This window comes from Sphingopyxis sp. YF1, assembly GCF_022701295.1.
GTDB lineage: Bacteria > Pseudomonadota > Alphaproteobacteria > Sphingomonadales > Sphingomonadaceae > Sphingopyxis.
In genome coordinates this window covers 2,115,626-2,130,096 of sequence record NZ_CP033204.1, presented here as the reverse complement: position 1 = coordinate 2,130,096, position 14,471 = coordinate 2,115,626, and the positions used below count along the sequence as shown (strand labels likewise).

Annotated in this window: 9 protein-coding genes; 5 read left to right on the top strand and 4 right to left on the bottom strand. The window is 65.6% G+C overall.

From position 1 onward, the window contains the following. Positions 1-4: 4 nt before the first annotated feature. Positions 5-1,108, bottom strand: a complete 1,104-nt coding sequence (locus EAO27_RS10290) for a hypothetical protein (RefSeq protein ID WP_242780266.1) — start codon at positions 1,106-1,108, stop codon at positions 5-7. A 666-nt stretch (positions 1,109-1,774) separates the two neighbouring features. Here EAO27_RS10290 and EAO27_RS10285 point away from each other — a divergent pair. The 4 genes from EAO27_RS10285 (at position 1,775) to EAO27_RS10270 (ending at position 9,061) form a co-directional block, all read left to right on the top strand. Beyond that, complete coding sequence (locus tag EAO27_RS10285) at positions 1,775-4,036, top strand: TonB-dependent receptor (protein ID WP_242780264.1); 2,262 nt, start codon at positions 1,775-1,777, stop codon at positions 4,034-4,036. A 91-nt stretch (positions 4,037-4,127) separates the two neighbouring features. After that, positions 4,128-5,816, top strand: a complete 1,689-nt coding sequence (locus EAO27_RS10280; RefSeq protein WP_242780262.1) for an amidohydrolase family protein — start codon at positions 4,128-4,130, stop codon at positions 5,814-5,816. Between the two features lie 89 nt (positions 5,817-5,905). Continuing rightward, entirely contained in the window at positions 5,906-7,540 is a 1,635-nt protein-coding gene (locus EAO27_RS10275; RefSeq protein WP_242780260.1) for an amidohydrolase family protein, read from the top strand. 108 nt (positions 7,541-7,648) lie between these two features. Continuing rightward, a complete protein-coding gene (locus tag EAO27_RS10270; RefSeq protein ID WP_278190163.1) occupies positions 7,649-9,061 on the top strand; it encodes an amino acid permease in 1,413 nt (470 codons plus the stop codon). Between the two features lie 16 nt (positions 9,062-9,077). Here the strand turns inward: EAO27_RS10270 and EAO27_RS10265 are convergent, their stop codons facing one another. Then, positions 9,078-9,533, bottom strand: coding sequence for an Lrp/AsnC ligand binding domain-containing protein (locus EAO27_RS10265; RefSeq protein ID WP_242780256.1), 456 nt, complete (start codon positions 9,531-9,533; stop codon positions 9,078-9,080). A gap of 119 nt (positions 9,534-9,652) precedes the next feature. Between EAO27_RS10265 and EAO27_RS10260 the strand changes: the two genes are divergently transcribed. After that, positions 9,653-9,976, top strand: coding sequence for a hypothetical protein (locus EAO27_RS10260; protein WP_242780254.1), 324 nt, complete (start codon positions 9,653-9,655; stop codon positions 9,974-9,976). Positions 9,977-10,017: 41 nt separating this feature from the next. On the opposite strand, the gene EAO27_RS10255 is transcribed toward EAO27_RS10260, so the two are convergent. Together EAO27_RS10255 and EAO27_RS10250 are read right to left on the bottom strand one after the other, a co-directional pair. Then, a complete protein-coding gene (locus EAO27_RS10255; RefSeq protein ID WP_242780252.1) occupies positions 10,018-11,400 on the bottom strand; it encodes a TolC family protein in 1,383 nt (460 codons plus the stop codon). Then, the gene (locus EAO27_RS10250; protein ID WP_242780250.1) at positions 11,393-14,470 is read right to left on the bottom strand and encodes an efflux RND transporter permease subunit; all 3,078 of its coding nucleotides are present in this window, start codon (positions 14,468-14,470) and stop codon (positions 11,393-11,395) included. The genes EAO27_RS10255 and EAO27_RS10250 overlap by 8 nt, the downstream gene beginning before the upstream one ends. Position 14,471 lies beyond the last annotated feature (1 nt).

The window sequence follows — 14,471 nt, the reverse complement described above, 5'->3', positions numbered from 1 at the left end:
GGGCTCAGTCGGCCTTTTGCAGCCAGGGATTGCCGGTCAGCAGGCGGACGAGATCGGCCTGTCGGTTCGTGTTCGTCTTGGAAAATATGGCGGCGAGGTGGGTGCGGACCGTCGACAGGCTGACCCCCGTGGACGACGCATAGGAGGGCAGGGTGGTGCCCGACGCGATCGCCGCGGCCAGCCGCGCTTCGGCGAGGGTCAGGTCGAAAGCCGATCGCAGCGCGCCGGTGTCGAGGTCGACGGACCGGCTGCCGTCGCTGACGACGACAAGCGCGAGCGGCCCCGTACCGAACATGATCCGGTCGCGTTCGTCGAGCGGCGCGATGTTGAGCGAGAGCGGCGACCCGCCGGTGCGCGGAACCGACAGGATCTTGCCCGTGCGCCCGCCGGCCTCGCGGCCGCTGCCGGTCGCGGCGTCGATGGCGGCGCGCAATCCGGCGTCGAGCGCGGGCCGGGTCAGGCCGAGCCGGCCGCCCGGCGCACGTAGCGCGCTTTCGGTGGCGAGCAGTCGCTCGGCGAGCGGGTTGGCGAAATGGATCCGGCAACCGGCATCGACGAGCAGGGCGCCGACGCCGAGCGTGTCGAAGGCGCGGAGCATGCCCGAACTGCGTTGCTGGAACGCCTCGAGTACCTGCCCGAGTTCGAGCGCGCGGCTCATGTGGGGCAGGATATCGGCCAGCAGCCGCTGTTCCTCGCCGGTGAAAGCGCCGAATTCGGGGCCGCGGATGATCCCCAGATTATAGGAGAAGTCGTGACCGTCGCGGAGCAGGCAGGAAACGCCGTGCTTCAGCCCCTGCGGCTGCATCCAGTCGCCGTAAAATTCGGTGCGTTCGAGCCGGTCGTTGCTCACCAGCCCCTCCGAGGGGACGATGGCGCGCGCCGAGGTTGGGCGGTCGACCTCGGTCACCCAGACGTTGCGACTGTGAAAATGTTCCCTGTAGAGATCGCCGAACTCGCCGAAATTGTCGAAGAGCGGGCTGTTGTCGCCGGGATTGCGGTTGGGCCAGCGATAGATCGTCGAAAAGCCGGAGAATGTCCGGGTGATCTGGTCGAGGAACGCGGCCCAGCGCTCGGGATCGACCGCGCAGGCATAGACGCTATCGATCAACGCGAGGCGTCCCTCCGCTCCATCCCCCGCGCTGTTCCTCATGTCAAAAGCCTGGCCCGACCTTTTCGTGTGATGCCCGGAAGCCGGCCCGGACGACGCCGGGATCGCTACGTGCGTCTACGCCAGATTTTCAACCCCCGTGCAATCGGCATTCGCCGGGCGTTCGCGCCTCGGCTGGCGTCGATCATGCGCGGAGGGGCGGTGCAGCGCGGCGTGCATCCCGGAGTCCGAAGATTATTTCTTTGGAACGCGCGATGAGCCGCATTTTCCTATCGGATTTTTCTTCGGGATCAAAAGGCTTCGCCGACTCCGTTTCGCATGGGAAAATGACGTTCGGCCGGGATTGGATGATTATATTATTAGTTTTCATATCGATATGTCGCGACGTTCGAATCTTCCCGCCGAACCGCCTTTTTGGGGGATTTGTTGACAGCCCTGTCAGCCGCTCCCGCATATCCGAAGATATGACGATTTTTTTACACATCGGCGAATAAATTCCGGCATTGAGGCGGAAATACCACGTACATTCGGGGTGTGAGCTGTTAGCATCAGAAAAATTCAAAAATGGGTCCACGGTTGAAAAAAGGGGAAGACTGAATGCGAAATCACGGAAGAAATGTTCGCCGTGGCGCTTGGGCGGCGCGCACTGCGCTCCTGCTGTCCGGCATGTGCGTGATCGGCGTCTCGCCTGCGATGGCGCAGGAAGAGGACGCCGGGCAGGGCCAGGACGTGGCGGCTTCGACGGGCGGCGAAATCGTCGTTACCGCGCTGAAGCGCGGGACGCGCCTGCAGGATACGCCGCTGGCCATTTCGGCGGTGACGGGCGATTCGCTCGAGCGCGCCGGCACGACCAGCTTTACCGAACTGACCCAGAACACCCCGAGCCTGCGGATCGTCGACAATGGTCCGGGCAACCGGCGCGTCATCCTGCGCGGCGTCGTCGGCGCCGGTGAGCCGACCGTCGGCGTCTATTATGACGAATCGCCGGTCGCCGGATCGGTGGGAACGACCAGCGACGCGGCAGGCAGCACGCCCGACTTCCGCGTCTTCGACGTCGAACGCGCGGAAGTGCTTCGCGGGCCGCAGGGAACGCTCTACGGTTCGGGTTCGATGGGCGGAACGGTGCGCATCATCTATGAAAAGCCGAAGGCCGACCAGCTCGAAGGCGCGGCGAGCGTCAATCTGTCGGCGGTGAAGGGCGGCAATCCGGGCGCCACCGTCGACGGCATGATCAACCTGCCGATCGTCTCCGACAAGCTCGCGCTGCGCGTCGTCGGCAGCTATCAGCAGTTCGCGGGCTACATCGACAACAGCTACTACGGCACGAAGAACATCAACGACGGCTACAGCTACAGCGGCCGCGCGCTGCTGCGCTTTACCCCCACCGACGAGCTCACGATCGACCTCGGCGCCTATTACACCAAGGTTTCGACCGACGCATCGCGCTGGTTCTTCGAAACGGGTCAGCGCCACACGACCAACGCGCGTTCGGAATCGGGCAATTATGACGAGAACCGGATCTACAGCGGTACGCTGCGCTACGATTTCGGTCCGGTCGCGCTGACCGCGGTTTCGACCTATTTCGATCGTGATCGCATCGTCGTCGGCGACGTCAGCGACAATTTCAACGGCCGCGACACCGCGACGGGCTGTGCGACCTATCTGAAACCGGTCGGCGGCGTGTGCACCCCCGCACAGCTTGCGCCCTATCTCGCGCTGACGCGGACCATCCAGTTTTCCAGCCTGTACCAGCCGCAGAGCGTGAAGAACTGGTCGAACGAGGTCCGGCTTTCGTCGACCGGCAGCGGCCCGTTCAACTGGACGGTCGGCGGCTTCCTCGAGGATCGCAAGTCGAAGGTGCGTTCGACGCTGCTGAGCGCCAGCCCGCTGACCGGCGAACTCAATCCGTTCGTCGCCGCGAACATCTATTACGACCGCACGATCAACGACCATCTGAAGCAGAAGGCGCTGTTCGCCGAACTGTCGTACAAATTCTTCGACAAGCTGACCGCGACGGTCGGCAGCCGCTGGTACGAATATGACAAGACGGTCGGCGGCGTCGTCGATCAGGGTCAGATCCACTACGCGTCGGTGCCGTCGGCCTATACCGAGGCGAACACCACCGAAAACGGCTTCGTCCACAAGTTCAACCTGTCGTACGAATTCAGCCGCAACCTGATGATCTATGCGCAGGCGGCCGAAGGCTTCCGCCCGGGCGGCGTCAATCAGGCGATCGGCCTGCCGGTCGCGCTGACCGGCTACAGCGCCGACAGCCTCTGGAACTATGAACTGGGGGTCAAGAGCCAGCCGATCCAGGGCGTCTACCTCAACCTGACGGGGTACCAGATCGACTGGACGAACATGCAGGTGTCGGCGCGTACCGCGGGCACGGGATCGGTGTTCGGCCTGATTTCGAACGTCGGCGCGGCGCGGATCAAGGGCGTCGAACTCGAACTCAACGCGACGCCGGTCCAGGGACTCTCGCTGATCGCCAACGTCGGCTACACCGACGCGAAACTGTCGGAGGATCAGGTCAGCTCCATCGTCGTGGCCGCCGGCCGCAAGGGCGACAGGCTGCCGTTCGTGCCCAAGTGGAACGTCAGCGCGTCGGCCGAATATGTCTGGACGCTGAGCGACACCCTCGAAGGATCGGTGCGGCTCGACGGCAGCTATGTGGGTTCGTCCTATTCGACGCTTGCGAAGACCGACGTCTACCGCCGCAAGGTCGACGACTACGGGCTGATCAACGCGCGGATCGGCATCCAGGCGCCCGACGGCAACTGGAGCGCGAACCTGTATGTGAACAATCTGTTCGACGCGCTCGCGATCACGACCAAGTCGAGCAGCGCCAACACGGGCGGTCTGACGGTCACGCACGGCGCGCCGCCGCGCACGATCGGCGTCGCCTTCACGAAGCGGTTCCGCTGATGAGAGGCGGGCGCGGCCGGAGCATTCCGCCGCGCCCGCCATCTTTGGCGACATATTCGGATCTTGATGGGTTTTCAGGGGAGAGCTTGAGATGGTGAAATTGCGCGTGGCCGCATGGCGGACGCTGATGGCCGGGACGGCCGGACTCTTGTGTTCCATTCCGGTGGCATCGGCGCAGGCGCAAAATGCCGCGCCCGCCGCCGAAGCGGTCAAGCCGCGCGCCGGTGCCATCGCGGCGCCTGCCCGGCAGGCAGGCGAAGGCGCCGGCCCGTTCCGCAAGATGGTGATCCGCGGCGTGACGCTGATCGACGGCAGCGGCGCCCCGCCGCGCGGCCCGGTCGACGTCGTCGTCGAAAACAACATCATCACCTCGATCGAGGCAGCGGGTACGCCCGGGTTGCCGCTGGTGTCGGGCCGCGCGCCGCGCGACGCTGACTATGAACTCGACGCGACCGGCATGTTCATGCTGCCCGGTTTCATCGACATGCACGTCCACGGGTCGAGCGACGACAAGGCGCCCGACCTCAGCTATTCGTACAAGCTGTGGCTGGCGCATGGCGTCACCACGGTCCGCGGCGTCGATCTGGCGCCCTTCGAAATCTCGCTGAACGAGCGCGCGCGGTCGGCGCGCAACGAGATCGCCGCGCCGCGCATCTTTTCCTACCATCGCCCGGGATCGGGCCGCGGCTGGACCGGCGGGCTGACCAACACGCCCGAAAAGGCGCGCGAATGGGTGCGCTGGGCCGCGAAGGCGGGGATCGACGGGATCAAGGTGGCGGCCGATCCGAACCAGCCGCCCGAAGTGCTCGAGGCGATTTATGACGAAGCGAAAAAGCAGCATATCGGGACCGTTGCGCACCTGTCGCAGGTCGGCGTCGCGCGGATGGACGCCCGGCATGCAGGCGAAACCGGGCTCGGCACCGTCACCCACTTCTATGGCCATATGGAATCGCTGCTGAAGGAAGGCCCGGTCCAGAACTGGGATCCGAGCTACAATTACATGGACGAGCAGGATCGCTTCAGCAATGTCGCCAACCTGTATCGCGAGAGCTTCGAACCCGGCACCGACGAGTGGAAGGACTATCTCGAGACGCAGAAGAAGAATGGCGTCACCTTCGACCCGACGATGACGATCTACGCCGCGTCGCGCGACCTGATGCACGCGCGCAATGCCGACTGGCACGGCAAATATACGATGCCGCAGCTCTGGAACTTCTTCCAGTCATCGCGCGAGAACCACGGGTCCTATTTCTTTGACTGGACGACCGAGAAGGAAGTGCGCTGGCGGAATTTCTACAAGAAATTCATGCATCTGGTGAACGACTACAAGAATATCGGTGGTCGCGTCACCACCGGATCGGACTCGGGTTTCATCTTCAAAACCTATGGCTTCGGCTATGTCGAGGAACTCGAACTGCTCCAGGAGGCCGGCTTCAACCCGACGCAGGTCGTGCAGGCGGCGACGCTGAACGGCGCGCTGACGCTCTACGAACCGAAGGGCAATGTCGCGCCCCCGATCGGCACGGTGCGCGTCGGCAAGCTTGCCGACATGGTGCTGGTGAAGGAAAATCCGCTCCAGAACTTCAAGACGCTCTATGGCACCGGGGCGCTGCGCCTCAACGAGCAGACGCAGAAGCTCGAGCGCGTCGGCGGGGTCAGCTACACGATCAAGGACGGCATCGTCTATGACGCGAAAAAGCTGCTCGCCGATGTCGCCGAGATGGTGAAGGCCGAAAAGCGGCGGATGGGGCTTCCCGAAGAGGGCGTTCCGCTGCCCTGAACCGATCGCCGGGGCGGTGCAGACGCCGCCGCCCCGCCGCTCGATCGTACATACACAAGCTGGTCAATCAGAACGGGGAAACGGGTCGAATGAAGTTGAAGCTAACCAAAATAGCGCTGGCTGCGGCATTGCTCGCGGTGCCGGCAACCGCGCACCAGGCCGGCGAGAAAAAGGCTGCCGCGGCGGCCGAAACCTTCCCGGTCAGCGCAGGCGCGCCGGCGCGCAAAGCCGGCGAGGGTGCGGGCCCGTTCCGCAAGATGGTCATCCGCAACGCGACGATCATCGACGGCACCGGCGGACCGCCGCGCAGCCGTTTTGACATCGTCGTCGAAGGCAACCGCATTACGTCGATCAAGCAGTCGGGCTGGCCGGGGCTTCCCTCCGCCGCCAATCGCGCGCCCGACGATGCCGATTATGAAATCGACGCGACCGGCATGTACGTCATGCCCGGCTTCACCGACATGCACGTCCACCTGCCCGGCGCCGACAAGGCGCCCGACGCCAGCTATGCCTACAAGCTGTGGCTCGCGCACGGCGTGACGACGGTGCGGGGCGTGCCGCTGGGCGCGCCCGCGGTCGCCAGCCGCGAGAAGGACCGCTCGGCGCGCAACGAGATCGCCGCGCCGCGCATCTTTAACTATCAGACGCTGGGGGCCGGCTGGACCGGCGGGGTGGTCGACACGCCGCTCAAGGCTCGCGAATGGGTGCGCTGGGCCGCGAAGAACAACATCGACGGCATCAAATTCTTCAATCGCGAGAATGAAACCCCCGATGTCTTTTCCGCGGCGCTCGACGAAGCGAAGAAGCTTGGTCTCGGCACCACCGCGCACCTCAGCCAGATCGGCGTTGCGAATTTCAATGGCCGCCAGGCGGGTGATGCCGGGCTGAACACGATCACCCACTATTACGGGCATATGGAATCGCTGCTCAACGGCCGCGCCATCCAGGATTTCCCGTCGCAATATGATTACAACAACGAGCAGCACCGCTTCGGCGAGGTCGCCGAGATCTGGGATCAGGTTTACGGGCCCGGCACGAAGCAGTGGCAGGAATATCTGGAAGCGCAGAAGGCGAACCACGTCACCTTCGACCCGACATTCAACATCTACGCCGCGTCGCGCGACCTGATGCGCGCGCGCAATGCCGACTGGCATGCGCGCTATACCACGCCCCAGCTCTGGAACTACTTCCAGTCGACCCGCGACAATCATGGTTCCTATTTCTTCGACTGGACGACCGAGAATGAATTTGCGTGGAAGAAATTCTACGGCCTCTTCATGCGGTTGATGAACGATTACAAGAATATGGGCGGTCGTGTCACGGTCGGCACCGACTCGGGCTTCATCTGGAAAGTCTATGGCTTCGCCTATGTCGAAGAGCTGGAATTGCTGCGCGAGGCGGGCTTCTCGCCGCTCGAGGTGATCCGCGCCGCGACGATGATGGGCGCGCAGACGCTGTACGAACCGCGCGGTGAAACGCCGCCGATCGGCGCGGTGCGCGCAGGCATGCTCGCCGACCTCGTGGTCGTACCGGAAAACCCGCTGCAGAATCTCAAGACGCTCTACGGCACCGGCTTCCAGCGCCTCAATTCCGAGACGAACAAGCAGGAGGTCGTCGGCGGGGTGAAGTTCACCATCAAGGACGGCATCGTTTACGACGCGAAGCAACTGCTCGCCGACGTTGCGGCGATGGTCGAAAGCGAAAAGGCCAAAACCGGCCAGTAACGCGCGGTTTTCCGCCGAGAGCACCGGCGCCACGCCTGCCCCTGACAGGCATGGCGCCGGTTACCGATGTCGATCCCGACCGTCGTGATGGTCGGGCGGGGGACGTTCATGTCATTTCTTACCAGACGAAAATCGATCGAAACGGTCACCGCCGTCAACGAGGCGCAGCGGCTGCACCGGACACTGGGTTGGCCGCACCTTGTGGCGCTGGGCGTCGGAGCGATCGTCGGCACGGGAATCTATACGCTGATCGGCGTCGGTGCCGAGCGCGCGGGCCCTGCGGTCCTCGTCGCCTTCATCGTCGCCGGGCTGGTCTGCGTCTGCGCCGCGCTCGCTTATGCTGAGCTCGCGACGCTGATGCCGGTTTCGGGCAGCGCCTATACCTATAGCTATGCGGTGATCGGCGAAGGCGTCGCGTGGGTGATCGGCTGGAGTCTCGTGCTGGAATATTCGGTCGTCTGCGCCGCGGTCGCCGTCGGCTGGTCGGGCTACGCCGTCGGCTTTCTGCAGGCGGCGGGGATAGACGTTCCGCTCGCGCTCGCTGCGGGGCCGCATGCGGGAGGGATCATCAACCTTCCCGCGATCTTCATCGTCGCCGCGGTTGCGGGCATGCTGCTGATCGGCACGCGCGAAAGCGCCTCGGTCAACGCCATCCTCGTCGTGCTCAAGCTGGGCGCTCTCGCGGCGTTCGTCCTGCTCGCCCTGCCGGCGTTCGAACCCGGTCATTTCGACCCCTTCATGCCCTATGGTTTCGCGGCGCACGAGGTCGACGGACAGGTGCGCGGGGTGATGGCGGCGGCCGCGATCATCTTCTTCGCCTTCTACGGCTTCGATGCGGTGTCGACTGCGGCCGAAGAGGCCAAGAATCCCGGCCGCGACCTCACGATCGGGATCGTCGGGTCGATGGTCGTGTGCACGGTCGTCTATATGCTGGTCGCCGCGGCCGCGATCGGCGCGATGCCCTTCCTCGAATTCTCGCGTTCGGGCGAGCCGCTCGCGCATGTCCTGCGCACGCTGGGCCATCCCGGGGTCGCGACGCTGATCGGCGCGGTGGCCGTGGTCGCACTGCCGACCGTGATCCTCGCCTTCATGTTCGGGCAGAGCCGCATCTTCTTCGTGATGGCGCGCGACCGGATGCTCCCCGAGCGGCTGGGCCGGCTGAACCGGCGCGGGACCCCCGTCGCCGTCACGGTCGGCACCGCGGCGGTAGTCGCGGCGATCGCGGGCTTCTTCCCGCTTTCCGAAATCGCTGAGCTGGCGAATGCGGGAACGCTGGCGGCGTTCGTTGCGGTCGGGCTGTGCCTGATCATCCTTCGCGTCCGCCAGCCGGACCTGCCGCGGGTGTTCCGCGCGCCAATGCCCTGGGTGGTCGGTCTGGTCGCGATCGGCGGCTGCATCTACCTGTTCTTCAGCCTGCCGGCGATCACGCAGAGCCGGTTCCTGATCTGGAACGTGATCGGCGTCGTCGTCTATCTGGCCTATGGCGCCCGCAAGAGCCGGCTGGCCGGGCAGGCGACCTAGACGTGCCCGGCTGATGTCACAGGGGCAGGCTGGTCACGTTCTTGACTTCATCGAGAACGGCATAGGTTCGCGTTTCGCGGATGCCGGGCATGTGAACCAGCGTGTCGGCAAGGAACGTCCGGTACGCGGCCATGTCGCGCACGCGGACCTTGATCAGATAGTCGAACCCGCCCGCGACCATGTGGCATTCGAGGATTTCGGGCATGGCCGACACCGACGCCGCGAATTCCTTGAACACGTCCCCCGTCGTGCGGTCCATCAGCACCTCGATGAAGATCAGCAGCGACCGGTCGAGCTTGTTCGGATCGAGCAGGGCGTGGAAGCCGAGGATATATTCCTGCTCGCGCAGCCGCTTCAGCCGGTCGAAGCAGGCCGATGGCGAGAGGCCGCAGCGATTGGCCAGTTCCTGATTGGTGATCCGGCCTTCGGCTTGAATGATCTTGAGGATGCGATGGTCTGCTTCGGTGAGCATCGAAGATTCTCCTGACATGATCGGATATCGCTCGATGATAATTTCACGTTTCGACAGAAAGCTCAAATTTATTCCGGAATAATGACGGAATCGACGAGCCGGACTGGAGGAGTTTTGCAGTGAGTGAGAAAAAGCAGCGCATGTGCGTCGTCAATCCCGACCTAGTCGACGAGATCGGCCATCTGGTGGGCGGACAATGCGAGATCATGACGCGGATCGGCATCAGCTGGAACAGCTGGATCAAAATTGCCGGCGGATTGCCCGTCCGGCATTCGCTGGCGCACCGGTTCAAGGCACGCGTTCTGGCCGACGCCGACAGGGTCGAGGGTTTCCAGCAGAAATTTCCCCTGCCGGGCGGGGGGCTCGACTATGCCGCGCTCGAAGACGCCTTCCTGCTGCCGAGCCCCGCGACGCGTGCGGAGCCGAACATGCTCCGGTCCTGAAAGCGCCAGCCGGCGGCGAGCGCCGATGACCGGCGACGGCGTCAGCTCCAGCCGCCGCCGAGAGCCTTGAACAGGTCGATCCGCGCCGACCCCAGTTGCTGTTCGGACTCGGCCAGCGCGGCGCGGGCGTCGATGAGCGATTGCTGCGCGATGACGGTGTCGAGCAGCGATACCGATCCGGCGCGATAGCGGGCCTGCGCGAGGTCGTAGGCGGTTCGGGTCCGATCGTGCGCTTCGGCGAGCGCGGCGCGGCGCTGCTGCCGGGCGTCGTAGCGCGCGAGCGCCTGCTCGACCTCCTTGAGCGCAGCGATCACCCTGCCGTCGAACGCGGCGAGCGAGGCGTCGCCCTGTGCTTCGGCCTGTCGGACCCTTGAGCGCGCGACCGCGATATTGGGAAAGCTCCACGACAGCAGCGGGCCGAGCGAAAAGCTGAAGCTGTCGCTGCCCTTTATGGCGTCGTTGCGCAGGATATTGCCATTCGCGCCGAGATGGATGCGCGGATAGAGATCGGCCATCGCCACGCCGATGCGCGCAGTGTCGGCAGCGAGGCGGCGTTCGGCTTCGCGCAGGTCGGGGCGACGGCGGAGCAGGGCGTTGCCGTCGCCGACCGGAAGCGTGGCCACCGGCGCGGGAATCCGGGTGCAGTTCCCGACCCCGGCGGGGATGTCGCCGGGCTGGCCGCCGAGCAGCGCCGCGAGTTCGAGCAAGGCGACGCGGCGCCGGCCCTCGACCTCGGGAATCGCGGCGCGCGCCGTCGCGACGCTGCCCGCGGCGCGCTCGACCTCAAGCTGGCCGACCGATCCGGCGCGCTGCTGCGCGGTCACGATGCGCAGGCTGTCCTCGGCGGTTGCGAGCGAGGCGCGCGCGATCGCCGCCGACGCGCCTAAGGCGCAGACGTCGCCATAGGCCCGCGCGGTTTCGGCGGCGACGGTGACGCGGACGGCGTCGCGGACCGCCGCGACGGCATCGGCATCGGCGCGCGCTGCGCCGATCGCGCGGCCGACGCGTCCGAACAGATCGACCTCCCACGCGACCGTGAGCCCGCCGCTGTGCGTCCATTGCCGGTCGCTGGCGGGCTGCGCAAAGTCGCCCGCAGCACTGCCGTAGCTGGTTCCGCCGCTGACATCGGTTGTCGGGAGGCGCCGGGCGCGGGCTTCGCCCAGAACGGCGTCGGCCTTTGCCAGATTGGCGTTCGCGACGCGCAAATCGGTGTTGGCGGCGAGCGCGCGTTCGATCAGGCTGTCGAGGATCGGGTCGTTGTAGAGGCGCCACCAATGATCGGGCAGTTCGGCCGCGCCGTCGACGCCGGCGGCGGCGGTCGTATAGGCGCCCGCCGCCTTCACCACCGGTTGCGGCGGCGCGTAGCGCGGGCCGGCGGCGCAGCCGGCGGTGGTGAGGGCGAGCAGGAAAAGCAGCTTATGCATATGCAATCTCCGCCGCCGCCAGTTCGGTTTCGCGCACGCTGTGCGACGCGGCGCGGTGGTCCCTGGCGATCAGGCTGTAGACGGTGGGAAGGACGAAGAGGGTGAACAGGGTGCCGATCAGCATGCCCATCACGACGACGATGCCGATCGCGAAGCGGCTCGAAGCGCCCGCGCCGTTGGCGAACAGCAAGGGGACGAGCCCCGCGACCATCGCCGCGGTGGTCATCAGCACCGGCCGCATGCGCACCGCTGCCGATTTGCGGATCGCCGCGATCCGGTCGAGGCCCTCATGTTTCTGGATCTGGTTGGCGAAGGACACCATCAGGATGCCGTGCTTCGAAATCAGGCCGATCAGCGTCACCAGCCCGATCTGGGTGTAGATGTTGAGCGTCGCGTAACCGAGCCACAGCGGCACCAGCGCCCCGCAGATCGCGAGCGGCACGGTGACGAGGATGACCAGCGGGTCGCGGAAGCTTTCGAACTGCGCCGCGAGCACGAGGAAGATGACGATCAGCGCGAAGCCGAACGAGATCGTCAGCCGGTCGCCCTCGGTCACATATTGACGGCTGTCCGAAAGCCAGTCGACGCTGGTTCCGGCGGGCAGCGGCTGGCCTTTCAGGAAGTCGACCGCCTGTCCCATCGTCACGCCGGGCGCCAATATGGCCGAAAGCGTGACCGAGTTCATCTGGTTGAACTGCGACAGCCGGTTGGCGCCGGGGTGCATCTCGACGCTGGTCACCGTCGACAGCGGCACCAGCGTGCCCGACGCGGTCTTGATGTGATATTGGCCGAGATTGGCGGGTGTCAGCCGATGCGCCGAGGGAACCTGCGCGATGACGTCGTAGGACCGGTCGTGCCAGTTGAAGCGGTTGACGTAATTTTCGCCGACCATCGTCGCCAGCGTGTCGGCGACGGCTTCCATGGTGATTCCCATTTGGCCCGCCTTGGCGCGGTCGACAGCGATCCGCGCCTCGGGGCTGTCGAAGGCGAGGTCGCTGTCGACGAAGGCGAACAGCCCGCTCTGCCAGGCGGCCCCCTTCACCTTCTCCAGCGCCGCGTACAGCACCGGAAAATCGTCCGAAGACCGGATGACCATCTGCACCGGCAGGCCGCCGCTCGAGGCGGGCAGCGCGGGGGGCTGGAAGGCAGCGGCGTAGACGCCGGTGATCCCCGCGCCCCTGGCATTGAGCTCGGCCTGGATCGCGTCGGCGCCGCGTGCACGGTCGCCCCATTCCTTGAGGATGACGCCGCCGAAGCCGTTGTTGAGGCCGTCGGTGCCATTGTCGAACCAACTGCTCACATATTCGGGCAGCCCGCGGAACATCCGCTCGACCTCATGGGCGTAGCGCGCGGTATAGTCGACATTGGCATATTGCGGCGCCTTGGTCTGGACGAAGACATAGCCCTGGTCTTCCTGCGGCGCGAGTTCGCGCTGGGCGCCGGTGAACAGGATGACGATCGCGCCGAGCACCACCGCACCGACCAGCATGACCGCGGGCCGCGCGGCCAGCGTCGCGCCGAGCAGGCGACTGTACCCCGCGGTCGCGCGTTGCATATTGTGCTCGATCGCCCGCGACAGCCGGCCCTCGTTCATCTGGCTATGGAGGAGCAGGCTGCTCATCATCGGCGACAGCGTCAGCGCGACGACTCCCGAAACGACGACCGCCCCGGCGAGCGTGAAGGCGAATTCGCGGAACAGCGCGCCGGTGAGCCCGCCCATCAGTCCGATCGGGGCATAGACCGCCGCGAGCGTCAGCGTCATTCCGATCACCGGCCCGACGATCTCGCGCGCGCCGAGCAAGGCGGCGCGGACCGGCGACAGGCCCTCCTCGATATGCCGGTGGATATTTTCGACCACGACGATCGCGTCGTCGACGACCAGGCCGATCGCCAGCACCATTGCGAGCAGGGTCAGCAGGTTCAGCGAAAAGCCGAAGGCGAGCATCAGCGCAGCGGTGCCGACGAGCGACAGCGGGATCGTCACCACCGGGATAAGCACCGCGCGCAGCGAGCCGAGGAACAGGAAGATCACGATGATCACGATGACGATCGCTTCGACCAGCGTCTTGCTGACCTCGTCGATCGAGGCGTTGACGAAATGGGCGACGTCGAACTGGCTGATCACCTCGACCCCCGGCGGCGCCACGCGCTGCATGTCGGGGACGAGCGCCTTGACCGCCTTCACGATTTCGAGCGGATTGCCGTCGGGGGTGGGTGTGATCGCGATGGTGACCGACCGGCGGCCCGAGGTCATCGCGCTGCTGTCGTAATTCTGGCCGCCGATCTCCACGGTCGCGACGTCGCCGAGCCTGACGATTCCGCCGTCGACGCGCTTCACCACCATCTGACGGAACGCCTCAAGGTCGCGCAGGTCGGTGCCGGCGGTGATGTTGATCGCGGTGTCGGTGCCTTTCAGACGCCCCGGCGCGGACTGGACATTGTTCGCGCGCAGCGCTGCGGCGATGTCGCCGGCCGACAGGCCCCGCGCGGCGAGGCGCACGGGATCGACCCACACGCGCATCGCCAGCGTCTGGCCGCCGCTGATTTCGGCCGATGCGACCCCGGGAACCGCGGTGATCAGCGGCTGCGCGATGCGCGTCGCGAAGTCGGTGATCTGCGGGACGGGCAGGGTGTCGCTGACGAACGCCAGATATTGCACCGCCGACGCGCCGTCGGTCATCTTGGTGATGACGGGGTCGTTTGCGCCCGCGGGCAGGCGATATTTCACCTGCTGCACCTTGGCCAGTATCTCGGTCATCGCGCGGTCGGCGTCGGCGTTCAGCACCAGCTTCGCCTTGACCTGGCTCTTGCCGAGCGTCGAGGTCGAGGTGAGATAGTCGATGCCGTTCGCGGTTGCGATTGCCTGCGCGATCGGGGTGGTGACGAAACCCTGCATCACGTCCTGCGTCGCGCCGGGATAGCCGGTGTCGACGACGATCGTCGCGCTCTCCATGTTGGGATATTCGCGCACCGGCAGCGAAAAGAGCGCCGCGCCGCCGACGAGCAGGATCAGCAGGCTGACGACGACCGCGAGGATCGGGCGGCGGATGAAGATATCGGTAAAGGCCATC